At 44.1% G+C, this 25604-nt stretch carries 21 protein-coding genes and 1 tRNA gene; 10 read left to right on the top strand and 12 right to left on the bottom strand.

What is annotated here, in order from left to right:
• Nucleotides 1–216: 216 nt before the first annotated feature.
• On the bottom strand, nucleotides 217–858 hold the full coding sequence (locus tag EXU85_RS13640) for a hypothetical protein (RefSeq protein ID WP_142772610.1): 642 nt from the start codon (nucleotides 856–858) through the stop codon (nucleotides 217–219).
• An 889-nt stretch (nucleotides 859–1747) separates the two neighbouring features.
• Between EXU85_RS13640 and EXU85_RS13635 the strand changes: the two genes are divergently transcribed.
• The 3 genes from EXU85_RS13635 (at nucleotide 1748) to EXU85_RS13625 (ending at nucleotide 5331) form a co-directional block, all read left to right on the top strand.
• Nucleotides 1748–2008, top strand: coding sequence for a hypothetical protein (locus EXU85_RS13635; protein ID WP_142772609.1), 261 nt, complete (start codon nucleotides 1748–1750; stop codon nucleotides 2006–2008).
• Between the two features lie 58 nt (nucleotides 2009–2066).
• The gene (locus EXU85_RS13630; RefSeq protein ID WP_142772608.1) at nucleotides 2067–2375 is read left to right on the top strand and encodes a hypothetical protein; all 309 of its coding nucleotides are present in this window, start codon (nucleotides 2067–2069) and stop codon (nucleotides 2373–2375) included.
• A 364-nt stretch (nucleotides 2376–2739) separates the two neighbouring features.
• Nucleotides 2740–5331 (top strand): ATP-binding protein, encoded by a 2592-nt coding sequence (locus EXU85_RS13625; RefSeq protein WP_246859552.1) that lies wholly within the window; start codon nucleotides 2740–2742, stop codon nucleotides 5329–5331.
• Nucleotides 5332–5436: 105 nt separating this feature from the next.
• Here the strand turns inward: EXU85_RS13625 and gnd are convergent, their stop codons facing one another.
• Nucleotides 5437–6891: a decarboxylating NADP(+)-dependent phosphogluconate dehydrogenase gene (gene gnd, locus EXU85_RS13620; RefSeq protein WP_142772607.1), complete on the bottom strand. Its 1455-nt coding sequence runs from the start codon at nucleotides 6889–6891 to the stop codon at nucleotides 5437–5439.
• A gap of 556 nt (nucleotides 6892–7447) precedes the next feature.
• Between gnd and EXU85_RS13615 the strand changes: the two genes are divergently transcribed.
• A complete protein-coding gene (locus EXU85_RS13615; RefSeq protein ID WP_142772606.1) occupies nucleotides 7448–7810 on the top strand; it encodes a hypothetical protein in 363 nt (120 codons plus the stop codon).
• Between the two features lie 249 nt (nucleotides 7811–8059).
• On the opposite strand, the gene EXU85_RS13610 is transcribed toward EXU85_RS13615, so the two are convergent.
• The 3 genes from EXU85_RS13610 to EXU85_RS13600 form a co-directional block, all read right to left on the bottom strand.
• Nucleotides 8060–8467, bottom strand: coding sequence for a hypothetical protein (locus EXU85_RS13610; RefSeq protein WP_142772605.1), 408 nt, complete (start codon nucleotides 8465–8467; stop codon nucleotides 8060–8062).
• Nucleotides 8468–9158: 691 nt separating this feature from the next.
• Entirely contained in the window at nucleotides 9159–9794 is a 636-nt protein-coding gene (locus EXU85_RS13605; RefSeq protein ID WP_168207791.1) for a peroxiredoxin, read from the bottom strand.
• Between the two features lie 84 nt (nucleotides 9795–9878).
• Nucleotides 9879–10613, bottom strand: a complete 735-nt coding sequence (locus tag EXU85_RS13600) for a DUF3667 domain-containing protein (RefSeq protein WP_168207790.1) — start codon at nucleotides 10611–10613, stop codon at nucleotides 9879–9881.
• Nucleotides 10614–11086: 473 nt separating this feature from the next.
• Between EXU85_RS13600 and EXU85_RS13595 the strand changes: the two genes are divergently transcribed.
• Complete coding sequence (locus EXU85_RS13595) at nucleotides 11087–11668, top strand: dTDP-4-dehydrorhamnose 3,5-epimerase family protein (protein ID WP_142772602.1); 582 nt, start codon at nucleotides 11087–11089, stop codon at nucleotides 11666–11668.
• On the opposite strand, the gene EXU85_RS13590 is transcribed toward EXU85_RS13595, so the two are convergent.
• Both EXU85_RS13590 and EXU85_RS13585 read right to left on the bottom strand, forming a co-directional pair.
• Nucleotides 11577–12473 carry a glycosyltransferase family A protein gene (locus EXU85_RS13590; RefSeq protein WP_142772601.1) on the bottom strand — a complete coding sequence of 299 codons (897 nt, stop codon included), beginning with the start codon at nucleotides 12471–12473 and terminating at the stop codon, nucleotides 11577–11579. The two genes, EXU85_RS13595 and EXU85_RS13590, sit on opposite strands and share 92 nt — an antisense overlap.
• Before the next feature lie 16 nt (nucleotides 12474–12489).
• The gene (locus tag EXU85_RS13585; protein WP_142772600.1) at nucleotides 12490–13389 is read right to left on the bottom strand and encodes a Gfo/Idh/MocA family protein; all 900 of its coding nucleotides are present in this window, start codon (nucleotides 13387–13389) and stop codon (nucleotides 12490–12492) included.
• Between the two features lie 379 nt (nucleotides 13390–13768).
• On the opposite strand from EXU85_RS13585, the gene EXU85_RS13580 reads away from it, so the two are divergent.
• The gene (locus tag EXU85_RS13580) at nucleotides 13769–14080 is read left to right on the top strand and encodes a hypothetical protein (RefSeq protein WP_142772599.1); all 312 of its coding nucleotides are present in this window, start codon (nucleotides 13769–13771) and stop codon (nucleotides 14078–14080) included.
• Between the two features lie 141 nt (nucleotides 14081–14221).
• On the opposite strand, the gene EXU85_RS13575 is transcribed toward EXU85_RS13580, so the two are convergent.
• The 3 genes from EXU85_RS13575 to EXU85_RS13560 all read right to left on the bottom strand — a co-directional run bounded on the left by EXU85_RS13575 (nucleotide 14222) and on the right by EXU85_RS13560 (nucleotide 17706).
• Complete coding sequence (locus tag EXU85_RS13575; RefSeq protein ID WP_168207789.1) at nucleotides 14222–14563, bottom strand: hypothetical protein; 342 nt, start codon at nucleotides 14561–14563, stop codon at nucleotides 14222–14224.
• Between the two features lie 262 nt (nucleotides 14564–14825).
• Nucleotides 14826–15155, bottom strand: coding sequence for a LytTR family DNA-binding domain-containing protein (locus tag EXU85_RS13570; protein WP_142772597.1), 330 nt, complete (start codon nucleotides 15153–15155; stop codon nucleotides 14826–14828).
• A gap of 1306 nt (nucleotides 15156–16461) precedes the next feature.
• Nucleotides 16462–17706, bottom strand: coding sequence for a hypothetical protein (locus EXU85_RS13560; protein ID WP_142772595.1), 1245 nt, complete (start codon nucleotides 17704–17706; stop codon nucleotides 16462–16464).
• 839 nt (nucleotides 17707–18545) lie between these two features.
• Here EXU85_RS13560 and EXU85_RS13555 point away from each other — a divergent pair.
• The 3 genes from EXU85_RS13555 (at nucleotide 18546) to EXU85_RS36140 (ending at nucleotide 21478) form a co-directional block, all read left to right on the top strand.
• A complete protein-coding gene (locus EXU85_RS13555) occupies nucleotides 18546–20285 on the top strand; it encodes a hypothetical protein (protein ID WP_142772594.1) in 1740 nt (579 codons plus the stop codon).
• 315 nt (nucleotides 20286–20600) lie between these two features.
• A complete protein-coding gene (locus EXU85_RS36145; RefSeq protein ID WP_142772593.1) occupies nucleotides 20601–21029 on the top strand; it encodes an IS3 family transposase in 429 nt (142 codons plus the stop codon).
• 314 nt (nucleotides 21030–21343) lie between these two features.
• Nucleotides 21344–21478 (top strand): hypothetical protein, encoded by a 135-nt coding sequence (locus EXU85_RS36140; protein WP_168207788.1) that lies wholly within the window; start codon nucleotides 21344–21346, stop codon nucleotides 21476–21478.
• 397 nt (nucleotides 21479–21875) lie between these two features.
• Here EXU85_RS36140 and EXU85_RS13540 read toward each other — a convergent pair.
• Nucleotides 21876–21949, bottom strand: a tRNA-Arg gene (locus EXU85_RS13540).
• Nucleotides 21950–22120: 171 nt separating this feature from the next.
• Between EXU85_RS13540 and EXU85_RS13535 the strand changes: the two genes are divergently transcribed.
• The gene (locus tag EXU85_RS13535) at nucleotides 22121–22456 is read left to right on the top strand and encodes a hypothetical protein (protein WP_142772592.1); all 336 of its coding nucleotides are present in this window, start codon (nucleotides 22121–22123) and stop codon (nucleotides 22454–22456) included.
• 74 nt (nucleotides 22457–22530) lie between these two features.
• Here EXU85_RS13535 and EXU85_RS13530 read toward each other — a convergent pair whose 3' ends face one another.
• Nucleotides 22531–25419 carry a glycoside hydrolase family 9 protein gene (locus EXU85_RS13530; protein WP_142772591.1) on the bottom strand — a complete coding sequence of 963 codons (2889 nt, stop codon included), beginning with the start codon at nucleotides 25417–25419 and terminating at the stop codon, nucleotides 22531–22533.
• Between the last annotated feature and the right edge of the window lie 185 nt (nucleotides 25420–25604).

Raw genomic sequence — 25604 nt, 5'->3', positions numbered from 1 at the left:
AGAATATTAAAATCGAAGAAAGCCAACAAAGTGACCCAAACAAATCAAACTTGCTTAAAAAAGTAACCTCATGGACAAGTACAGCAAAACGAGCCCAATGGCAACAATGAGTGGCCAAACACCTGTTAGTAGTGGTTTTTTCATTGATTAGTAGTATTATAATCCCATATTTCCGTTCACTCTACAAGTCTGCTTGCCGAGTAACACCCCTATGTATTACTTATTCTCAATGTTTACAATCTCTTCACAGCAATCTGCACAGTTTTCTTTTAGAGCAATGCTAAATTCCTGGTTCACTCGTTTCCGGCAGTTAACATCATAGTTTACCAGTAAGCTTAATGTAGCAGTTATACCTCCATTAGCCCAAGTCAAAAGGAAGCTTTTAGCATCTAAATCACAGTCTGAATATAATTTTGTTATAGTAACCTCTGGTTGTCCATAGCTTAATTCCATAGCGCTATTCAACTGAGATGTTGCATAACAGGTAAACTTTATGAGTATGTCATCCTTGAAGAATAAGTATACCGATTTAAGCTCAATGCCAGCCTCCCGGAAGTTATTGATGTAAAATACCCGAACATGTTCACATACTGGAGCGTGGAGGGGTGTATGCGAGACCTTACTAGTAATCAGATTTGATTTAATTTCTACAATTTGACTTTGGGTCGATTTTTCTGTTTTAATAGCTGAATCAACTGTTTCTATTGGCATTCCCGTCTCAGTGGCAATAGCCTGCACAAGGCTACGACTAGCCTTCCCGATCTTAAACCGGCCAATTCCCTCAATTTTATCTTGCGAAAATGCGGGAGTACCAGTACTGAGGGTTACCAACAACAAAACCACTAGATACCCTTTCATCGTTGAGCAGATTTAATCACCAAAAATACCAGGTCAAGTAGCCGCAAACGTGCGGATGGCTTTAGCGAAGCCGGTACTCATACTCAATGTATATAAGGGTATCAACGAAAAGTGCAGGCACCTGGATTCATAAAAAAACGCCAGCCCTCGTAGAGCCAGCGTTTTTTGGATTACATGCACTTGTAGTTTCAATTCAATCCTCGCCCCTACTTAATTGACTCGGCCGAAAAGGCAATTCAGCACTAGGACTAATTTGTTTGGTACCTCTACCACGAATTCCATTTAGTTATCTTAAAAAACGTTGATCCCATTCCAGTCTAAACAGCCTGGAAGTGGGCCTGACTTGAGTGCTTCTGGTTTAGTAACGTTTACGAAAAGAAGGAAATGTTTATCGGTATTACCTTATCCTATCGGCTAATTCTATTGATTTAACCCGGATAGCTAAAGGCCTTATTTGTAAGTAAAGATTAAGTTTGGTCAATGACCCGTAAACTTTTGCGGGTCATTCCTTTACTCCGCTCATTCGAGACTCCTCGCCTGTTTTTTTGTTACGTTCTTCCCATTATCAGGCAAAGCGATTTCCGATATTCTATCTTTTTCAAACTCGACGTTCAGCCGCTATATACCATAAGGCTCAACTTGAGGTCGACAGAATATTAAAGAATTACCAGTAATCCGAAGACGATTGCCGAAAGGACAACCAGGGCACAAAGTATATAATTGAGAATGATCGAATGGAGACTTTTGGTATTCATTATTAACAATTTATTGGGATACAGGATATAGTTTTGACTGATTAAAATCAAAAGGTCACTAAATATTTACATATAGCAAATAATATAAACAAAAAGCTAGTCGTATCTTAGTCAGATAAAACGTCTCTTACGTTATGATCTTTCTAGCAATATTCGTCGCCTTTTGGGCAGGTTACCTGGCCCGAATCGTTCAGCAAATCATTCATAATCAACACGATATCTATCAGGAAGAGAAAATTGAATTAGCCTACACGAAGCGGCTCTGTCGACTTACTGATCAGATGAATCGTTCGCTGCACCTGAACGTGGCACTTCTTGAGGAAAAGAAACAACTTCAACAGCGATTACGTGAACTGCAAGATCAACATGAAAGGACCCTGGCTGCTTTAAATTGAGCTCCTGTTTGATAATTCTCCTAAACAATGTATCAGCTTTACTTAAACGAGTACTTATATGTTTACTCTGATGGCTCAGGTCATGGCTCAGAATGTGTACATTCAGGCGCTTACTGTCCAGGCTGATTATCTGGAAATTGATTTTGCAATAGGCCGTCTAGAAGGGTTATTTCAGCAGTTGATGATGATTAATCCAACCAACCTCCGCCTGGCATCTATATGGGCTATGCTAGACCAGTACACCAGGAATGGATTAAACGAGCTACGGCTTTCCGTCGTTAATGAGGATAAAGAATTCCAGGAGGATACTTTTATGGCGCTTCAGGAAAAGATTTCGTATACAGTGGCACTACTTTCATGGGTTTAAAAATCTCCCAATACTGGTGGCGTGCACATTCCTGGCACTAAACTAAAATTATGTTTCCCTATTAATTTGCGTCCAGCAATTTTGTGCTATTAGTAAAGCCCCTCACCGTTATTTCTTTATTTATCCTACATGTAGGCATCTCTGTTCACACACAAAAAGTAAATTAATTATATACTATATTCTATTTTTATAAATTTATTATAGAATAAATATTTTCTTTTTACGATTTAAGTTAACTTCATAAACGCTTCGAATTATTTCAGTTTACTTTACATAGCGCCAGTATCGTTCCTCATTAAACTGCCCAACAAGGCTTTTTAATGGCTTACTGGTCTTTTGCCTGCTTCCACTAGACTGTCATTGCATGAACCGAAACCGACGCATCTCCTTCATGGTAGCTCTGGGTTTACTGATTACCGTACTCATTGGTATCAACGCACGGCAGACGATCTATCGATTAATCGGAATGAATAATTGGGTAGTGCATACCTATCTGGTGCTCAATAAAACCCAACGTATACTCGCCTTGCTAACCAATATGGATAATGATTTGCGCGGGTATTTGCAGAGTAACAACCCCTATTTCAAATCAGACTTTGAGCATAGTAGTCATGAAATGACCAAACAGCTCAAAAGCATACAAGTCCTGACAATCGATAACTCGATCCAGACTAAGCGTTTACAACTACTGGATACCCTTTTTCAGTCTAAACTGGCTAGCAGCCGCTCCTTATTTAAAGCCGGTGGCATTCAACAGGGGAAGCCTCGCCTGGATTCCATTGCACATTTTTTGAGCATTAGTAGCCAGTTTTATCAAGTATTAAAAGCAACGGAGAGCTACGAAAATGTATTACTCGAAACCCGAGTAGCCCAAAGCGAACGATCTGCTTCCTATGCCACAATCAGCAATCTGGTTGGAGCCATTACGGCTTTAATTATGATCCTGTGGGCTATTTATATGCTTTTTCAATCCTTACAAAAAAGCACCCGTCTTAACCAACAGCTTACTGAAAGCGAACAACAAACCAAGAAATTACTGGATGCAGTACCTGTCTCGGTTGTCATCATTAATCAACATGGTCAGTTCTATTATGCCAACCAGGCAGCTTCTCAATTAATCGATAACATTACAGAGTTTACTACTTATTCAGACGCACTTAACAGGGGTCAGCTCTTCCGCTATCCAGAGGGTGAGCCTTATCCGATTGAGCAGCGACCTACTTTCCGGGCTCTAAAAGGTGAACCAGCCCAGGCCGATGATCTTGAATTTCGGGTAAATGGGAAAGCGATTCAACTCCTGAGTACGGCTTCGCCCGTTTATGATGCACAGGGACAATTACAGTATGTAATTACATCGAGTATCGACATTAGTGAGCGCGTCCAGTCTCAAAAGCGATTACAGGAAGCCAGGAAAATAGCCGAGAAAGCGGCAAAGGTAAAAGAGGATTTTTTAGCCAACATGAGTCATGAAATTCGGACGCCTTTAAATGCAATGCTTGGGTTTTCTGAATTACTGGATACCACAGTTTTGGATCAGGACCAGAAAGAGTTTGTTCGGTTGATCCGAACGGCGGGTAAGAATCTGCTGACCATTGTCAATGATATTCTGGATATATCCAAGCTTGAGGCAGGAATGATTAAACTGGAATCCATTCCATTCAGTATCCAGATGCTCACCGCTTCGCTCAGGTCGATGTGTCAAGCTTCCGTTTCTGATAAAGGCTTACAGTTGATCGTTAAGGTCGACCCAGACCTACCAACTATTTTCTTAGGCGATCCCACCCGGCTTACTCAAATTATACTCAACCTGCTCAACAATGCCATCAAATTTACCAAGCATGGGCATATAACGTTGCGTGTTGAACAAGGAGAAAAGGCAACCAGCGAATCTGTACGTGTCCGTTTCATTGTGCAGGATACAGGCATTGGTATTGCCCCGGATATGTTACCAACTATTTTTGAGCGTTTTCAGCAAGCGGATGACTTTACAACCCGGTATTACGGGGGTACGGGATTAGGCCTTAACATCGTCAAAGCCCTGACCGAACTACAGGGAGGTTCCGTTACGGTTACAAGTACCCCAGGCAAAGGATCCCAGTTTATTGTGGAGATACCTTACCTGATTGCCAAAGAACAGATCAGCGTTCATCAGGCTCCTGTTTCCACAACAACGCCCATCGAAGGAAATGTGCGTGTTTTAGTCGTCGAGGATAATTTAATGAATCAAAAACTAGTTCTGCAAGTCCTAAAGCGCTTAGGCTATCAGGCTCAAGTTGCCGCGGATGGGCAAAAGGCGCTGGATCTGCTAAACGGAAATTCATTTGATGTGATCTTAATGGACCTCCAAATGCCCGTTATGGATGGATACGAAACAACTCGCCAGATCCGGTCAAAACTGAAAAGTACAATCCCAATTATTGCCATGACTGCCCATGCCCTACCTAGTGAGCAGGAAGAATGCCTTAAAGTGGGTATGAATGATTTTCTTCCCAAGCCATTCCAGATGGAAGAACTCCAGCTGTTATTGCGAAAATATCTATCCGTCAAGATTTCAGATGACTCAACTTCAACGGTAGACGGACCGCTTATTCCACCTACCACTAGTTTCTCCGTTGAGCCACTCCTAAAGGCCGTAGGCAATGATCAGGGATTAACCATCGAATTACTGGACATCTACCTGGAGGAGACTCCACCGGCTATTGACCAACTCAAGCTAGCGCTAGATCGGCAGGATATAGACGAAATAAAACGAATCATTCATACCCAACAAGTGCACACAAAAATGCTCGGAATGAGCGAAGCTACCCGCTTAATTCTGGAAACGGAAGCGTTGATTGGGGCAAAGAAAGATTTTGCGGCTATATCTCCGCTTGTTGGGCAGTATATTAAGGAGGTGGAAACAGCCCTACCTCTTATTGAACAATATGTGCAGACTACCGTAAATCACAGGGATTAAAATTGAATGCTACTGATTTCTGTATCAGTAAATCAGCAGCATTCAATTCAGTCAAACCAAAATGACTGGAACAGTAACCTGTAAAATTTGAGACGGCCTACTCGGTTAGCTATTATACGCCGTCGATACCGTATCTCCCCCTTCTCCTGTCCAGTTCGTATGAAAAAACTGTCCACGTGGCTTGTCGATCCGTTCGTATGTATGCGCACCGAAATAGTCTCGTTGTGCCTGCAACAGATTAGCCGGTAACCATTCACTACGGAAACCATCCAAATAGCAAAGTGCCGAGGTGAGTGCAGGAGCAGGAATACCGTTGAGTAGGGCAGCAGCACACACCCGTCTCCATCCGTCCTGGGCTGTTTCTACTTTTTGTTTGAAGAAATCGTCAAGCAATAGGTGTGGGAGGGCAGGATTGGTATCAAATGCTTTTTTGATATCACCGAGGAAGGCAGAGCGGATAATACAACCACCCCGCCACATTAGGGCTATATCACCATAATTCAGTTGCCAGTCATACTCCTTGGCAGCTGCCATAAACAGATTGTACCCTTGCGCGTACGAAATGATTTTGGCACCATAAAGAGCCATTTTTAAATCGTCCAGCAATTGCGCCTTGTCACCACTAAATTCGGGCTTGGGTCCGTTGATCACTTTCGAGGCCTCCACCCGCATTTCCTTTTGCGCTGATAGAAACCGAGCAAATACCGACTCACCAATCAGAGTTAGTGGAATACCCAGATCAAGGGCGGCCGTTCCCGTCCATTTACCTGTTCCTTTTTGCCCAGCGGTATCCAGGATTTTATCCACCATCGGTGTACCGTCTTCATCTTTGTAGGCCATGATGTCGGCTGTAATTTCAATCAGATACGAATCCAGCTCTTCGGTATTCCACTTTTTGAATACCTCATGCATCTCATCAGCACTCATCCCCAGCAGATCTCTCATGATCTGATAAGCTTCGCCAATAATCTGCATGTCGCCATACTCGATCCCATTGTGCACCATTTTCACAAAGTGACCGGCACCATCTTTTCCTACCCAATCGCAGCAAGGCGTACCATCGTCTACTTTGGCTGCAATTGATTGAAAAATACCTTTCACCGCTGGCCACGCATCCGCACTACCACCTGGCATCATAGAAGGGCCGTGTAATGCGCCAATTTCTCCACCAGAAACACCGGTTCCAATATAAAGAAACCCTTTACTTTCTACGTACCTGGTCCTGCGAATGGTGTCTGGAAAATAAGAATTCCCGCCATCAATGATAATGTCGCCCGGTTCCAGATGCGGGATGATCTGTTCAATAAAATCATCCACGGGCTGTCCGGCTTTTACCAGTAACATCACCTTACGAGGGCGTTTTAGAGAAGCAACCAATTCGGCAATAGAATGGGCACCAATGAAGTTTTTCCCGGCCCCTCTTCCGCTGATAAATTTGTCCACTTTTTCAACTGTTCGATTGAAAACAGCTACGGTAAACCCTTTGCTTTCCATGTTAAGCACAAGATTTTCACCCATTACGGCCAGACCGATTAAGCCGATATCTGCAGATTTTGTCATTATGATTTACTTTATTGAAATAGACTACAACTAATACGTATTGCTAATAAAAACCTGCTCATGGCTGCTCCTACTCATATTCATGCTTACGCTTTGTTTTCTATTAAATAGAATAGCTTGCTCAAGTTACTTTGCAAAGGTATGAACATTCTATTCGCCAATATATGCCAAACTGGGCTGATTAGTCGAACAGGATGTAAATAGCTCCTATACACGGAAGGTATTATTCCAAAACTTACTTTGTACTATATACGTAATAGCTGGTTAACACCTGATTTTTGGTAGACATTGGGCTGGGTATTGGCTTAATGGCGACTATTTTATTAACAAAGAAATTAAACAGGATACACGAAATTATAAGGATAGGCAAGATCTATTTGTAATTAATATCATATAAATAGTCAATCATTATTAATAGTTTATTAAAAGGCGTAAACTATAGATATACAGTTTTTTAGTGACTCGAAAATATATGGCAAATATTTATCCGTTCACTCATAAAAACGGAGTATTGGCAAGGTTTTGGCATCGTTTCATGCAAAAAACTACAATCGTCATGGCCTCTCCCATAAACATCCATTTACTGAAAGAATACATCAAGACATTCATTGCCACGGAGGTAGTCTTTCCGGGTATTCCGCCCCGGCAGTGGGGTGCCGAGTTTAGCCGCCTGGAGTTGAATGCTATATATTCTGGGTTAAGATTTGTCATTAAAAAGGCTCACCCCCTCCAGGACAGGGCCATGCTTGCCGCCTTCGAGCAAATTGACGAGTCGGAGTCGTTGAATTTGCACTGGTTCTTGTACGACTATTGGCGTGAAGTGGTCACCATCTTAGGGCTCTACCCTAATTTGGCTGATAGCTACCTAACTAGTACCCAAGAACGTACTGACTCCATCCAAGCAAATAAATACTGGTAAGCTGTCTCGTCTTACTTCACTATGTATGCACGCGGAAACTAACATTCGTAAATAAACCTATCAGTACCATACGAACAAAAAATGCCGACCCATCCGAGTCGGCATTTTTTATTCCCGTCCAATCACACCATGCATCACATGGGTAGTAACATTAAAAAGAGATTAAAAAGCTATTTATACTGTTGGCTAGCAGTCAGGCATAAATGGCAATTATTGAGCCTATACCTTATGGTTCGATTGGCTATCCACTTAAAACTCTATCCCTTTTAGAGTGATTGTTGTTGAGGGGTATAACTCTACATATCGGCTGATGGCGTCATTGCCTGCCACCCCAATCTGGTGACCTTTATACAGTAAGCTATACGTATCCTGGCCTGCAATGGCCTGACTAGCACTAACTACATAAACGTTGTTATATAAATAAGTAATTTTCACTTTGCCCGATGTCCCTTTAACCACCAGATTGACGTGTTGTCCATCAATCTGAGTAGCACTTACAGTGCCAGTGGGATTATCATCTCCTATAGTCGGTGTGGTATATCCAACAAGTTGGTAGACACCAGCTACATTATAGGCTGTCGAAGCTTCTACAGACGGTTGACAGGCTGTAAACAAAGAACAACCCAGCCCCAGAAAGAAGATTATTTTTTTCATCATTAGATACAGCCCCGCCCCATTCAATCATCCTTTAGGAGTAAATATACTCAAAAATTCTATATGGCTGCACAACCTTCCTGAGCTGATTCGTACAGAAACAACGGCCATAAAAGAACCAACGACTGTATCAGTAATTAGTCTCATTTACCTAGCGTAATCAGCACCGCTGTAGTAAATGCGTACTCTGCTTAAAGCGAAAGAAGCCTGACTATTGCCAGGCTTCTTTCTTTCAGTTTTCTTAACGTTGAGTATGCAATCTATAAATACACTGCCTTTGGTTGCTGGCAGCTAGCTGATTCTATGTTGCTTATTCTATAGCGCAAATTGTGCCAAACTACTAATATCATCCTAATATTCCTGATAGTCAGTTAATTACATTTTTAGCGATTCCTCAACATACTATAGAAGTTGTGGAAAAAGGAGTAGACTTTCCACACATATGTGGCGTATGGGCACAAAACAACCTGATGTGGTTTAACCCATTGATGATTTAATTGATTTTGGGGTAGTCAATTCGGAACATGAGAAACGGGCTCTGGCTTAGAATTTATGCGGATTATCTGTTTAAAATGAGTTGCTGTCATTTCAATCACTATTCATCAGCTTAGCTCTATTAAGATTAAATTAGCTGAGAGTAAGCTAGTCATGAAACATTTACCATACGTATACAATTCCATTACTGATAAGGAGATCACTTACTACTCATCAGCAATAATGTGTCGATGGCAGTTTTAGCTTTGTAATAAGGATAAAGTTTATTGAGTCCACCCCCTCCTAGCCAGGCTTCGCGAATAATACCTCGTTGATCTACTACATAGGTAGTTGGGTACCCCATGAAATGGAATGAACTTGCCATGTTTTTAGCATCAGGGACTATGGTAAAATCAAATCGATTCTGCTGAAAAAAATCGGGTTTTAACGAAGCCGATCTGTCAGGAGTAAAACCGAGAAAGAGAACATTTTTGCCCTTGTACTCATCTACTAGTCTATTTAATGCGGGCATTTCGGACCGACAGGGTGCACATCCCATGAACCAGAAATTGATTACGACAATCTTACCCGCTAACGAAGCTGAATCATAGGATTCGCCAGTGAGAGTTTTAAAGGTGGATAGAGGTATAGGATGGCCTTTCACGCATTCTGCCCAATCGTGGTCAATCTGCTGAAGCTTTTGCTGTGTAGGGTCGAAAAGTACACCCAATGCAGATGCAGATTGATTAGGCAATTTATTCGTGACTACCGCGTGCCTGGCATTGATTTGCTCTTCAAAACACTGGTTCAGCGTATTATTTTGAGCACGTAAAACAGACCTTCCCTGGTAAAGCATGACGATTATCAGGTAGAAACAAGCTAACCTCCTTTTTATCATGGCGATTGAGTTTTGGTGTGATACTATGGAAAATAAGCACGCTTATGAATGAGTCAAGTACAGTATTTTGTAAAATAGGATCAGTCGGTAAGCCATGATCACCCCAGCAAACAACACGGTACTCAATAAGGCAGCAAAGACAGACCAGATCGTACCAGTGCCGTAAAATCGCCTAAACGCGCGGGCCTGATAGAAGCCTAGAAAAACCAGGCCAATAAGGCTTGCTATCAGATCTCCCCGGGCCTCCCATTGGAGTTGCCCAATTATCCAGATGAAGGGTAATACGACAAGGAACTGCTGAAGTAAAAAAAAGATCAATACGAAACTCAAGAAGTGTGTCGAGAAGACCAGATGCTCAATAAATGTCCGATGGGCAGACCACATCAACACGCCAAACATCAGCGCGAACAGTGGAATCAGTATGATGAGATAGGTTTTCGAACTGGCTTTCATAGACGCATCGAATATCGGCTGAAAAGTTGCCAGCGTCTGGCCTGAGCTAGTCAGTGCCTGCTGCACTGCTTCTTTGGTACCAAAAACGGTATAGTTGTTATAATTGAGAAAGCTACTTAGCGGTTGGTTAAACGCATTGTAAGTAGCCAACAGAAAAAACACCAGATTAACCACCAAAAATAGGCCTAATGGCTTCATATAATGTACCCGCCGACCTGCTACATACTCAACCGTGAGCTTTCCGGGTCGAAACAGTAAGGCTTTTAGCGTCCTTAGCAGTGTATGATCGGCATGGGTAAAACTCTCAACTACTTCTTCAGCCACGTGACTGAGGGTTAAACTGTGTGGGTCGAAACGTTTTTCCCCACAGTTGGGACAAAACGTTTCCTGGTTATGATGGCCGCAGGTCTGGCAGGTCATAATGATAGGGAGCGAACAGGTGTAATGCAGGACTTTTGTTGTCAATTGAGTTACAAATAGGCTCAATGAAACCGCCGTAAGTCTGCCTATGTAAGCTACGGAAATAGTTATTAGCTGGCAAGCATATTTCTATTTGCCTACTTTTTTTGCAGACCGACTATCTTTTGACACCTAATGAGCTGTCCATTAACCTTGGAAGATAAGCCTACCGTAACTCCATACTGGATCTCCAAAAATTAGTTGACGCTACTACCTCAATCCAATATTTTTTACAATAAATGTAACTATTCATCAAAATACCCTGCTAACTATGGGTCAAATCACCAAACTTATGAGTAGTATTGCTAGCGTGTCAATGGCAGACAAAAAGCCTATTCATGAATCATTCGCCGAGTTTACCCGTGACTTCCAGATTAATTGTAGGAAAACTTTTGGATGGAGTTGAGTTAAGGCAACTCAATGAAATAGCTGATCAGCGGGGGTCATTTACGGAAACATTTGCTTTACAATGGGGAGTAGGGATTTCCCCCGCGCAATGGAGTATAGTCCGTTCTGGAACGAATGTGTTGCGAGGTTTGCACATTCACCAACGGCATGATGAATACTTCTGCTTACTTGAGGGACATTGCCGGGTTGGGCTGTATGACGCCCGCCCCGATTCGCGCACCTATCAGCAATACGCCCTTTACGAGCTATTCGGGGCAGATATGAAGGCGCTTATTTTTCCAGCTGGCCTCTTACATGGCTGGTATTTCCTCACCCCTTCGATCCATTTACAAGCTGTTTCGGAATGCTATAGTACCTATGCTCAAGATGATAATCTGGGTTGTCGCTGGGACGACCCAGCCCTAAACATCCCCTGGGGAATCAGCGATCCGATTCTATCGGATCGGGCAGCCAGCTTTCCTCTGCTGACGGATCTGATGGTCTCTTTAGCCAACGCTGAACTTTACCCCTAAGCCAGTCAGGCAAATCGGACAAGCGTTTTCCTCGAACAAGTATCCAGCTCCGCTTGAACTGATTTCTCTCACAAAACAAACTAGCCAAAGCCTGATCTATAGCCGATTGTAGCTCTACCGGTGTTTGCATTATTGCAGTCCAGCGGGCCAGTTCTTCATAGCGTTGAGCGGTAGGCCAACCAGGATGATCATTTCGTTTGAAATATAAGAGAGTAGGCTGCCAGGCTATAGCAAACCGGCAATTGGGCTGGGCTATAATCTGTTCCCACATATAGAGATCGGTTGGACGGTTCACTGGGGTTGTCCGCCAGCCGTAAGGCAGTTTTTTGTAAAAGTCAAGCCGATGCCCTGCTGCCGATAAAATGCTAAGGACAGTTGCCTGTTGCGGAGAGACGGGCAAATAGGGCAGAAACAACTGCTGGTTACGCCGAACGTAATAATAATTTGTGGCAACTAAATCGGCCGTACTCAGGTGTTTGGCAAGGGTTTGAAGGTGATGAGATAACCATAGATCACGATCACAGATATACGCAACAAAAAAGCCACGCGCTTGCTGTAGTGCCTGATGTCGGTATAGTTCACCCCGGCGGGGGTGTTTAGGATGATCGAAAAAATGGATGCGTCCATCCTCCCGCATCAAGTCAAGAATAACGGCTCGAGTACCCTCGTCAACCCCATCACCGATGATAAACAACTCAAAGGCCTGTAGCGTCTGTCGTTGTATACTTCCTACGCATAACGGCAACAAAATCCCCCGGTCGGCGGTAGTAGGTAAAATAATGGTGGCCAGAATAGATTCGTTCATTCGAGCAGACAGGTAGTTAGGTAAGCCGTTCTATTTCTTCAAGTATCCGCATTAATTCAATACCTTCTTTTAACGGACTGATAGGTGGAGGTCCCCCCTTCAGATAACCGATAAAAGCGCTCAACTCAAGTTGTAAGGGAGTTGTTGAATCGAATAAACGACGTTCGTGCCGGCGCTGGCTGATCGATGTCTGGTCAGTACCGTACCAAATATCGACGGCGCTGGCCCGCTCATCGGCCAATACAGCTACACCTGCAGTACCATGGAGCCGCACCTCCCGTCGTTTATCCGAATAGCGGGTCGACACGTCGATTATACAGCCCGGCTTATCGCCCATCAATACCGTTAGGCCTCGTATTTGTCCATTATGTCGTTCGGCCAGTGCTGCTTTTGGCGTTGGTACCTGACCCAGAATATGCAGTAGAATAGACAGGTCATGCGGAGTTAGCGTTCGAAGCGTGTCAGTATCAGTGCGTGGGCTTGTCCAGTTATAGCGGGTAGTTTTCAGCAGTACTAATTCTCCCAATTCACCAGATTGACTAATTTTTTGCAATAGCTCAATACCAGGATGATACCGCCAGATATGCATCATAAAGGTGGGCGGCAAGGGTAATCGGCCAATGCGGAGTGCCTCCTGGTAAGAGATGGCCAGGGGTTTTTCTACATAAATAGGTTTGCCAAATGGCGCAATCTGTTCCAGCACAGCACAATGCGTTGAAGCGGGTGTGGCTATAATCAGCCCATCGACAGAGAGTAGTGTATCGACAAAAGCCGTAGCATCTAAAGCCCCCAGTTGGAGAGCTTGCCTACGTATGTCAGGATCGGTATCACAGACGGTAACAGTCACAGCCAATTCCGTCAGCGTTTTTAAAATCAACTGGCCCCAGAGCCCACAACCAATCAAACCAATATGCATAAGTGATCCGAAAAAGCGGTCTAGTAAAAGTCGTGTCGCTAAATCGGAATAGGCTTGACTATTCCTGCTACCTCAACCGAATATGATTCCTATCGTTTACCCAAAGTTAACGTAGTAAGCCGTTTTATTTGTTTCAACCAACTGTATTTGCCTGCTTAATTAAGCCTAACTGGCTACGTGTTTTATTGCTTACTGTCTTGGTAGCCTTTGGCAGCCCTGTTTTGACAGACCATAAATTTTGCGGCTACCTATTGTAAGCAAGTATGCTTGAAACTATAATTAATCATGCGCCAAACTAGAGACCATTTCCCTTAAGATAACTAGCTTTTTGGCCTTTTTATATTTTATTTGTAATACAATACTACAACAACTACATTATATGAACACGCTGCAAAGTAATGCTACCTTATTAAATCCTGAAGTACTCCTTCAGTTTTTACTCTACAAGGACAGCTCACGCCAAGCTACCACTAAGTTAGCTCCTGACTGCTGGATTGATTTTGATACTGCTTTTGGGCCAACCTTCCAGCCAGGTACGGAACACAAGGTATCAGTATTTAGTCCTGATTGTAAACCAGTTCCATATAAAGTAGTAGTCGCCAGGTCGCCCTTGTTAGGTCAAATGCCTCATCCTGACCAGGAGCAAGTCATGGTGCCAACGGCTACACTGTACTTTTTGCCAGCGGCTTAAAAGTTGACTCATGTGGTTGGTTTCATGAAATACGAGTTGGGCAGGCTTCTGATCTTCCAGACAGAAAAGGTTTTAAAGCGATTTAGGGATAATAAGACAGCTGACACAATGATAAACAACTAGCGGCTTATCATCCTTTCGTCAATTTAAGCTGGCCAGGTAACTATCACCAAAATTAGGGTAGAGCCTTAAGATAACAACCAGTTCCCGCCAGTAGTCGGACAAAAACCAGTGTAAGTTCAGGTTATCCAACTCGTCCATTTGCTCAAAGGCCAGAATCATGGGTCTATCCTGAAGGGGATGAGCCTTATGGACGACAAATTTTAGGGCAAAGTAAATCGCATCTAACTCAGACTGAGTAAAGTCCGTACCCCACTGCCGGGGCAGAATACCAGGAAAAACGATCTCCGTTGCCAGAAATGTCTTGATGTACTCTTTCAGTAAATAGATGTTTTTGTGCGGTGACATGGCGATGGCTTTCATACATGAAACCTTGCCAAAATCTTGCCAATGTTCGTTTTTTCTATACGAACAGGAGAAAAAATGTCATGATTTTTTTAGCAGATAAAAATCTGTAAATCAATTATTTTTACCTTTCGATTAACAGCAAACATATGATTATCTGAAACCCTATTTTAGATTACATTTTACACACTTATTCCTCTCTACACGGCTAGTTTATAACATAAATCAAGCCAGTCAGTGCAACTGAGCAACGTTCAAGTCAAGTGTTTACAATGGGGGTTTACGCCCGTCCTAGCTGAAATAGCATAACGGGTACTCGACGGCGGGATATGGGTAGCTGAACTTGATCCTGCATGACTACGTAGCTTTGGGATCGTAGGCTGGCGGCTACTTGCAGGCGGTGAATGTAGGCAGGGTTGACCAGGGCTTGTTTGTGAGGGCGAAGAAACTCAGGCCACTTCTGAGCAAACCATTTTAAGGTATAAGCAGACAAAAATACGGTTCCGTTCATCAAATGGATACGGCTGTAATTAGCATCTCCCGTCAGGTAAAGGACGGACTGAGGCTCGATATGGTTGATAAGTTGTTTGGGGGGTAGCGCTTTTTTCATACACATTGATTTATGATGTATGCAACATACTAAATTATCGTAAATAATAAATAAAGAGTTAACAAATAGATTATATATGGAAACTAAAAGACACTACAAGTATCTGGGTGACCGCATGACGGATCCTGCATTGAAGGGTCTGTCATGCAGGGCCGTGCTACAGGAAGACAACAAGTGTATTCGGGGTCGAAATGGCAGTATGCTGGTCCAGTTCGATTCTGGGCCAATTGTACATGTGATTGGAAGGTTACTCCGGAAAATGAATTAATAAAACAGGCCACATCAAATTGATGTAGCCTGTATGACATAACCATTCACTACATTACTAACTATTTGTATCTAAAACAGATCTCTGCCCAATAAAGCCAACATAGTAAGCGTCCGGTCTTGTATGTTCCCGATTACTGTTCAAAGAAATCAGGAGCATGCGAAGTTGAAACTGGTACAAGAATTTCCCTCACTAAAAGTGCATACAATCTTGTACTATTTTTCTTTATCGATATTGAATCAAATTCAACATTTAGATTCCTCTTCCTCCATAGAATCCCCTTCGTCGCCCTTCGTTTGGAGGAATTCGGTTTTGATTCCATTATCAATATAGCGTTCCCTGGATGGTGATAACACGGGGCCTACACCGACAATACCTATGCCACATAAAGCCAGTGTAATAAGGCACACCAGGCCTATGAGCTTTAAAAGCTGCTTAATTCGTTTGATAAGCATATATCAATGAGTTGAGACTGCTGGAAGGCAGTACTGAGAAGAATAATGAGAAAGCCACTTAATAGGCTTATAGGGGAGGCACTAACCTCTAGAAGACAAATATGGCTCGTCGGGGCTACTAGGAATAGCCTTCAACTGGACGAACGTACACAAACGTGTGAGTACTGGTTTACTGGAGCAAAATAGCCTTATATGACTATTAGTCAAAGCGTTATAAAACCTTAAGACTGCAAACTGGACGTGCTTATAAGCGATAAAAAACCGTTTCGATTTTGTCGTCTTTTTTACAGACACGCGGTGACGGACCTCCTGTTTAGCAACAAGCCATAGCTCGGTCTTTGGGCTGACTTTTACACGGTCTTGACTCAAAAAGCCACCACCTAAAAAGGCAAAAAGACTGCCAAGCAGAGCAGCTGTTAGTAGCCACTTTGTCAACCTTATCTTGTGCCCTAAATGATGTGGTTTCATCTCATCAAATTACATAAGCATAAGCAATGTAAGTAATCTTTCTTGCTTACTAATCAGGCACTGTTGACTGCCCTGGCGATAAGGTGCCGGTAACCACCTGGTTAACACCAGTAGCCTAGTTAGTAAGAATGGTTTTCCAGGTAGTTCCATTCCAGAACTCTTTAGTGTGCGTCGTCAGATTGTAGATTTCTAAGCCTTCATAAGGCGTTAGGGCATCGCGTTGTGCGGTGGTAAATCTAGTACCACGAACCCCAAAACGTCCATTTTCATCAACGACCACCGTTTTTAAACTACCCGTCAAATCGGCACTGGTACTGTTCATATCCGGAGTTCGGATAGGTGTAGGACCGTGTAATACGCTCTTATAGCTACTATTGGTAGGGTCGAAAATGGCTTGTCCCTGCACAAGGGTCTGTCCGTATTGGAAAAGCCCACCTTCGATGTTTAAGGTCGTAGGGAATGTAGCGTTATCCTTACACTTCACACTAAGATTATAGCCCCTATGCGCTGCCGAAATAAGCGAAATACCCGTGAACGAACCCATACTAAACAACAAAGGGCCATGCATCCCAACACTCACCTGTGCTCCATAGCCGCCCGATGGTTGTAAAATACTCTGATTGTTTGCACTAAAAACATAGGTCGAATTATCAAGGTACATCCTCCCTACTGTAAGAGCATATAGGTTTGAACAGGACGCTGAAGGCCGGATAGTTGAACCCTGAACAACGATATCGCCCCCGTCTAATCCAATCCGATTCGAGCCATTTAAAGTTAAATCAATCGTAGTTAATTGGATCATTGAACCCGGACTGGCATACAGCCCCCCATTCAAGACCATATAGGCGGGGGCAGGATACGCTGCTGAATACAGGAAAACGAATTTGTTATTGACCTCATGGTCTGAACTCAGTACAACCGGGTTAGCTGATGTAGTGTTACGAATGCTAACGAAGTAGCTATAAGCCGAACTACCGTTTATCCATTCGATAGCCTTGTCTATGGTTTTGAACACGACCCCGCTGGTAAAACTTTCAGTCTGAACGGTATAATCGGAGGGGTCTTTTGTGTCGTCCCCATTCACAGGATCAATACCGATGTGGAGCGAATTGGCCGTATTGAGTGTGTTATAGGTTAATTTGCCAACCTTATTAATACCACCTATCGTTACATTTCCAGATAGCGTCATGCTGTAAGGCTGGTTAATTGCATCAGTCTTTAGAGCGTTCAATTTCAGACTATCAGTAAGTGGCATGCTATTCTTGCGTAGGGGTTGGTTTACTTGCCGGCCAATTTCGGCGTTTTGGCCAAAGGCAAGAAGTGTAGTCAGCGATAGAACGATTGACAGAATGCGTTTCATTACAGACGGTTTAATTGAATAGACATTAATTGCTTCCAGATTGCAAACGCGGTGAGGGGGCTCTACTGAAGTTGTTACTGTTTACAAAATTAGACTACTAATCATTAACGTTCTCTGTTTTAAACAGAACAAGTGACGCTCCGAAAACAAATTTCTTTTTCTTGTCCTTAAACTACAGCTCGTAATCCCATACATAGCTTTGCTTTCGTCTGGGTGGGCATCGAGTACCTGACAGCAGCTTATACGGACCGAAGAATGGCTTAATAAGGCAAAAGGCATAAAGCCAATTTTATCCTACTACTTGAGTGTTTTACGCTTGGAGCGTATAAGTTGTTTAAACCAAAACAAAATTAGCTAGCCAACAATACAGTTAACTAGCTAATTTTCAGCGTGATCCCGATTGGATTACAACCTAACGAGTCAATTATCTGATTATCAATAAATTAAATATGGGTATTTTCCCGGTTGCCGGATTGGTTGACGGAATAGCCAATAAGTAGCTATTGGTTGACGGTTGAGTTGACGGTTTACCTTTTGTACGTTTGAGCCAAACGAGCGGCCTTTACTGGCTACTTGGTTTGGTCAGAGCCGGGCGGGTGGTTCCCCCGGCTCATTGGGTCGGGTGGGTGGTTCCCCCGACCCATTTTTTTATCTGCCAATCAATTGAACACCCCATGTGCCTGTACTACACTATTTCTTTGTTCTAAGTACAAGTTTGGGCACGTAATTACCTAAATAGTTTACTTTAATAATGTAACACTCAAGTTTTATGGCAACATATTTGCGCTAAAAAACGCCGAAGCTATTTTAAGAATCAACTAAACCAATGCCTCTATACAATGAAAAAAATATTTTACTTATTTCCACTTTTATTCGGTTTCCCCTTGTTAGCACAGAATAACTATGTAGCCACTTCGCCCGCAACAAACTCTCCTAGTCAGTTTAACACATTAGTAGGTATAAATGCCGGAAATACCAGTCTGACTGGTCAAGACAACACAGCTACCGGTGCTTACGCGGGTTATTCTCTAACCAGTGGCACAGATAATGTATTTTATGGGTTTAATGCAGGACGCCTTACTACTACAGGTGGAGGCAATGCTTTTTTAGGAGTTGCTGCAGGATATTCTAATACAACGGGCGGAAGCAATACTTTTGTGGGAGGAAATGCAGGGTTCTATAATACCAGTGGCTACAGCAACGTCTTTTTAGGACGGTCAGCAGGCAATACTAACAGAACAGGTAATGACAATTCATTTATAGGAGCTAATGCTGGGCTATTCAATTTTGATGGCATCGAGAACACGTTCGTGGGTAGCTCTGCAGGGTTTACGAACACATCTGGCTTTGGAAATTCATTTGTAGGGCGAAAGGCAGGCTATAATAACACTACGGGTTACAGCAATGTGTTTTTTGGAAATGTGTCAGGAGATGCCAATACAACCGGTTACAGTAATGTTTTTTTGGGTGTTTTGTCAGGCCATAGTAATACGACAGGTGTACGCAATACATTTGTCGGAACCTCTGCGGGTTCAAGTTCCACAACCGGTAGTGAAAATGTATATGTTGGTAGTCTGGCAGGAATAGGTACCAATACAGGCTCTAACAATTCTTTTTTGGGCAGTAATGCAGGGTATTCTAATGCATCAGGTTCTTGGAATACATTTATAGGCTACAGTTCAGGTTATAGCAATTCAACGGGCACCCGAAATTTGTTTATTGGATCTAATGCAGGATATTTTAATAACACGGGTTTATCTAACACTTTTGTTGGCCAATCTGCGGGTTATAATAATTCACTCGGCAACAATAATACCTTTGTTGGCACTGGTGCAGGCTACAATAATACAACGGGCAACAATAACATCATCATTGGTCCCAATTCAGGTACAGCCATCACTACCAGCGATGATAATGTATTGATGGGCTATAACGCTCAGGCAGGTGATGGGAAAGGAGGACACAATGTAATTATTGGCGGTGAGGCCGGTGGAGGTCAGTGGGCAGGAACCAGCAACACAATGATCGGTCATCAGGCAAGTGCGGAATCCATGGCCTTACACCATGCAACAGCTATTGGTGCCGGTGCCCGCGTTACAGTCAGTAATGCAGTGGTGATAGGCAATCAGGCCAACGTCGGTATTGGCACTACTGCCCCAACCGCACGGCTACATATCAGTAGTGGCCAACCGAACGTATCTGGCTTACGACTGGCCGATTTAACGACCAACAGCCCTACTACCCAGCATACGGATCAATTTCTAACCGTAAATGAACGGGGCGACGTAATCAAGGCCCGCTATCAGCTACGTATCAGCAATGTAACTGAGTGGAGCGACAAAGTCTTTTCACCAACCTATCAACTCCGCCCGCTGGACTCAGTAGCAAACTATGTGCGTGAGCAGGGACACTTACCCGGTGTACCGTCGGCTACTGAATTAGTCAAAGAAGGAATTGACCTAGTCAAAATGAATGCTACGTTGCTGGAAAAAATTGAGGAACTGACGTTGTACATGATTCAGCAACAGAAACGAATTGAGCAATTAGAGAGCCGCGTTGAACGCCAAACTAAACCATAATTGAATCTAAAAGGCTCTCTGAAGACAACCGCTGATGAGTTGGGGATAACCCCATAAATTCTAACCAGGTGGCGCAAAGAACGAGTGATTGCTCAAGGCACCCTAGCCGTTAGCCAGGCCCAGGTGAACCAAGAGCAACAAGAAATAATACGCCTAAAAAAGGAGCTCAAACAGGCTGAATTAGATCGGATCGCCGAAGCGACGTGATATTCTAAAAAAGGCGGTCGGCATCTTCTCCAGGAGCGACGGGAAATAGTTGGATTTATAAAAGCTCACCAAGTTGAGTCCCCCGTTGAGACCGGTCCGCCGGTGCGGATGTGTAAAGTACTACAAGTAAACCGTAGTAGCTATTATTATTGGCTAGCCCAACGACCCACCAAACGGGCACGTGAGAATGAAGCTATCACTCAATTAATTAGTAACTTATTCACGGCCAGTAAAGGCCGGTATGGGAGCCCCAAAATCACTCGAGATCTGAGGGCCCAGGGTGTAAAGGTATCCCGGCCCCGAGTGGCTAGACTCATTAGGCAGGCTAATCTCAAAAGCGTCATTCAGAAGAAGTATGTGGTCACCACTACAGATTCAAAGCACGCCTACCCAGTAGCAGAAAACCATTTGAACCGCCAATTCAATCCGGTAAAACCGGGCCTGGCCTGGGTTTCGGATCTGACCGCACGGGCGGCCCCGCTATATCCGTACAGGGGAAGGCTAGCTGTATCTGACTATGATTATGGATTTGTATGATCGAAAAGTGATTGCCGGGCCGCCGGAGCGGTTGGGCCTTGAGTACGTCCATGAGGGCTGCTGAAACAACTATCCCGGCTTGGCAGATGGCCATTAAAAAGCGGCCTATCGAGCGGACCTTAATCTTTCATCGCTCCGGCGCCCCGGTCTGATCGAGGAGTGCAGTATGCCTGTTATAGCTTTACCAAACTATTGAAAAAATACCCGCTAGTTGTACAAAGCATGAGCGAAAAAGGTAAGTGTTGGGATAATGCAGTGGCGGAAAGCTTTCGCTTCGGCGATCGATCCGATTCAAAAGCCTCAAGTCAGAGTTGGTGTATCAGCAGGATTTCCAAACGCAAGCCATAGCTAAACAAGCTGTTTTTGAGTACATAGAGATTTGCAGGGCCGCCCGTGCGGTACAATCGCCAACGAAGGCATTCGGCGCTGGGGTATCTTTCCCCTTTTGACTATTATAATGGGCGACTACAAAAGGTTGCTTAAAAATTTGTCCAGTGTTTTGTTGCAAGTCTACTTTGTACTACCTCTATCCTTTGCAGTTTATCTACCGATAACAATTCTGTTTGACCGTTGCTGAAATTTGCGAACTGAAACACTTTATGAGTTCTATTATAACCGCCTATATACCTACCATTGGTGCCTTCCCCTCTTTTGTTCAAAATCCAAATAGTGTCACCGACATTAAGGTTTAGCGGCTCAAATAATGTACAGTGCATAGCTGTTTAATTTAATAGTAAGTTTAGTAGGAGCATCTTCCCGTATGTGAAATACACTTGTTTAAACCATTATTTAAACCGTCAATAAAAAAGTCAGTTAGCCATTAAGCTAACTGACTGATTATCAATGTGATCCCGATTGGATTCGAACCAATGACCGCCTTCTTAGAAGGAAGATGCTCTATCCAGCTGAGCTACGGGACCCTCTTTATAGCCGCAAAAGTACGCCGATTGCGCTTGTTTTGCAAAAAACCGGCTACCAATGTTATTTACGTTACCGTTTACGAAACCTGCTGTATCGAAACGAAACTAATAACTTTTACCAGGGCCAGGCTGTTAGGTACGTGTTAGTACCTTTAATCCTACTACCCCCACATGAGCAATCAATCCGAAAACCTGAAGGTTATATTTTACGAGTCCGGTTCTGAGAACAAGGCAGGCAATGTTGTGGCAGATGGCTATTTCAGCTTTGTGCCTACGTTCAAAGAAGGTGATACGATTAACATGACACTGGCTCGTCGGCAGGCCACCAACGCAACTGTACATAATCCCATTGGCCATAAAACCCACCGTATTGTGAAAACAGACTGGGTCCTGATGGTTGACGAACGTTCTAAAAATGCGCTGGCTACACTGGTTGTATCTGTAGAGAAAATTGACCTTGTTGATAAAGTGCCTGAGCCCTCCTCTATAGTAGCTACGCACGAGTAGGCGAACAAACCAATTATTTATTAACAAACCTCCCAGTCAGCATTTATAGATGCGAACTGGGAGGTTTGGCAATGTTAGTTACCTATATTGAGCTTACTTCCATTGGTATAGGTTAGCTTCCCTTTCAACTCCAGCTTTTTAGCGTTGACGACGGCATCGACTGTAACAATGTGTGATGATTGTATACTCACGCGATCAGTAATTGACGGAATTCGACCACACGCCCAGGTAAAAGGATCATTCCAACTACCCGATTTTACACTGGTCACCACATCCGTATAACATATTGACTGAGCAAGCAGTCGTAAATAAGCCCCCTGCGAATAAATGGCGGGTTCATTTAGCTGCCAGGAGTTCTCTGGGTAGCTGGTATTCCAGGCTTTATAGGATTTCTGAATGGGTTGGTTTTGCGGAGGGCTAATTAGTGGCCCTGAATATGCCGCATCGGGTGCGTAGGTAGGATTCGCACCGCCCATCAGATAGGCCGGTGGCGGATTAAAATCAAAAACGGTACCATCGCCAAACCAGGAGTGGTACATGGTTGGCGCCGAAAACTCTCCTCCATAAGTGCCCATATTCGTCAGGTAGCAATAGGCCGTAGGATTCACACCGTGCAGGTAATGAATAAAACCCATGCCTGCATCCCGGTAATTCGTTTTGTTGACGGCATCCTGATTGTAGGTATTCATCGAAAAAAACATATTCCCCTGGTGAGCTTTTGTCTCATTACTACCCCAGGTGTAATTGGTATTGCTCAGAAAAGCCCGGTACGCATCGGATTGATTCAGGTAAGCAGGCAGGTTATCCGAATTCGTCGTTTTCAGACTGGCTGTATAGGTCGATAAGATCGCATTTTTGACACTGGCCGTAGCGCCCGGAGCGCGGGCATAATACAATAAGGCATCCTGATAGGTTGCCTCGAATGGGTAGGCAAATCCCCACTGAAGCAGGTGAATCTGGCTGTAGTTCGCATCAAAAAAAGTCTTGTACGTATTGTCGCCGGTGAGTACAAACAGAAAAGCAGCTGCGGCAACCCGACGTGCTAATCGGTCATGGTCTGAATAGGTAGCCGCAACACTCTGAAATCCATTGTTGTTAAATAGCACGGCCGGATTGGCAGTCGCCCAGTTGAAGGCACTGATGGCCGCGGCCTGAAGTGTGCTCCCATAGGTCTGCATTTGTGGGTTACTGAGCGATTTAAACTGAATGGCTGCCAGCGCAAATACAGCCGCCCCCGTTGCCGTGGCATCGGTACTGGCGGCTCCGTACCGACGAACGTGCGTATCGGCACTGGGGGGCGAGGTAGCACTGAAATCCGTGACCGATACTTTATGAAGCAACGAGCCATTCGGCTGCTGCATCCGTCGTAACCAGTCGAGTTCCCATTTTACTTCGTCCAGTAAATCCGGCACCCCATTTCCCGACTCCGGAATGGCAAAATCATCCGTCCAGGCTACCGGATTCTCCTGATAAGCCAGGAGCATATCGACAAGTGGGCCGTAGGTAAACGGTACGTATTTATTGTAATCGCCCGCATCGAACCAGCCTCCCTGTAAGTCAAGCGAAGTAGCCGCACTCGTGTTACTAACGAGTCGGCAATCGGTATCCTGTTGCGTACCCAGGAACGCAGCGCCATCGGTCCAGGGGGCCTGAGCATAGGGTGTCTGTTTAGCAAAACCGCTCCGTTGATAGAAAAAAACGCGTGCAGCTTGCTTCAGAACGGGTTGGTAGACCGTATTTCCGATCTCAAAGGTGTAGGAACGTTTATGCTGAAGTGAATCATAGACGTAATACTGGCCCGCTTCCTGAACGGATGAAAAATCAAACCACCAGACTTTATCGCCCGATTGAGCATGGGTAGCTCCTCCATTCCAGGCTGTTGGCGTTCCCCGCAACACTACGGCATCGTTCGCGGCTTTGCGGATTTGATAATAGCTGGAGGGTGTAAAGGTTTCTGATGAATTATAGCCTGTTTGCGGGCTGCTGATCACAGCCGTTTTCCGGGCCAATGGCAGATAGCCGAACTGATCTACTTTCAGGTGATTATCAACTTCTGGAAACGAATTGAGCTGATAGGCTTTTACAAAATTCCAGATCGTTTGTGCCACGTTAAACTGCGAACTCCAGCCATGGGTAGCGTCTTTTGTCATCAATAGCACCACCTTTTTCCCGGACCCACAAAAGGTTAACGAATCTACGTTCGGGTTAACGGCCGTGGTTGAGTATGTACTCCAGTTATTGCAGTTAAGGCCTGAGTAATTTGAGAGTGGCCAGACGTAAGCCGGTGTTTTTGGGTACGGAATGATGGGGGCATCTACCGTCGGATCACCTTTACTGTGAATATGCAAAACGGGGATGGGTTTGTAAGTAGTTGCGGAGAAGTAGGTGTTTAGGTACTTGTTGTTGCCCCATAAACTGGCCGCAACAGGCGCAATAGCTGCAATTTTAGTCGGCAACGCCATACTCAGGAAATAGCACATATAGCCCCCTCCTGAGTGGCCGGTCACATACACCCGATTTCGGTTGATGCGGTATTTCTGAGCGAAATAGTCAATCAGATCTGATGTAAACAATACATCGTCGGGCGCATTGGGGTCAGCGGGATTGGGGCCGTTTGCATCACCAGCCGTGCCAAATCCGGGTGCTGTATCGGCGTATTTGTTAAATTGAAGGCTCCCTCCTACCGGTACGGCATCGGGATAGACCACAATGAAATTCTGTGCATTGGCAACCGCATCCAATCCGGCATAGGCTTGAAAGGAAGCCCCTGTTCCACCATCGCCATGATAGGCAAGAACAACTGGCAAATTGTCTTTGGGAAGGTTAGTGGGTAAATGATAGGAGAACGTACGGGTTCGTCCACCGGAACTGAGGCTTCCAGTTCCACTAACAGGGCTTTGCGACCAAACCGCATGACTAACGAACATGCTTAAAACAGAAACCGCAATTTGACGAACTCTCATACTAGCTTCATGTTCCTATTTAATTCAATTCAACACCATAATCCACCCTTTAGGCAACAAATAAGCAAAAAGACTAACCTGCATCTCCAATTTCCGTGCAAACGGTCGTCAAGTTTTGTAGGCTAGCCCAAAATGGTAATTTTTAGTCATTTGTTCCTTTACCATCTGATACAGGAAACGATTCA

The organism is Spirosoma sp. KCTC 42546, assembly GCF_006965485.1.
Taxonomy (GTDB): Bacteria; Bacteroidota; Bacteroidia; order Cytophagales; family Spirosomataceae; genus Spirosoma.
This window is presented reverse-complemented; position numbering and strand designations above follow the sequence as displayed.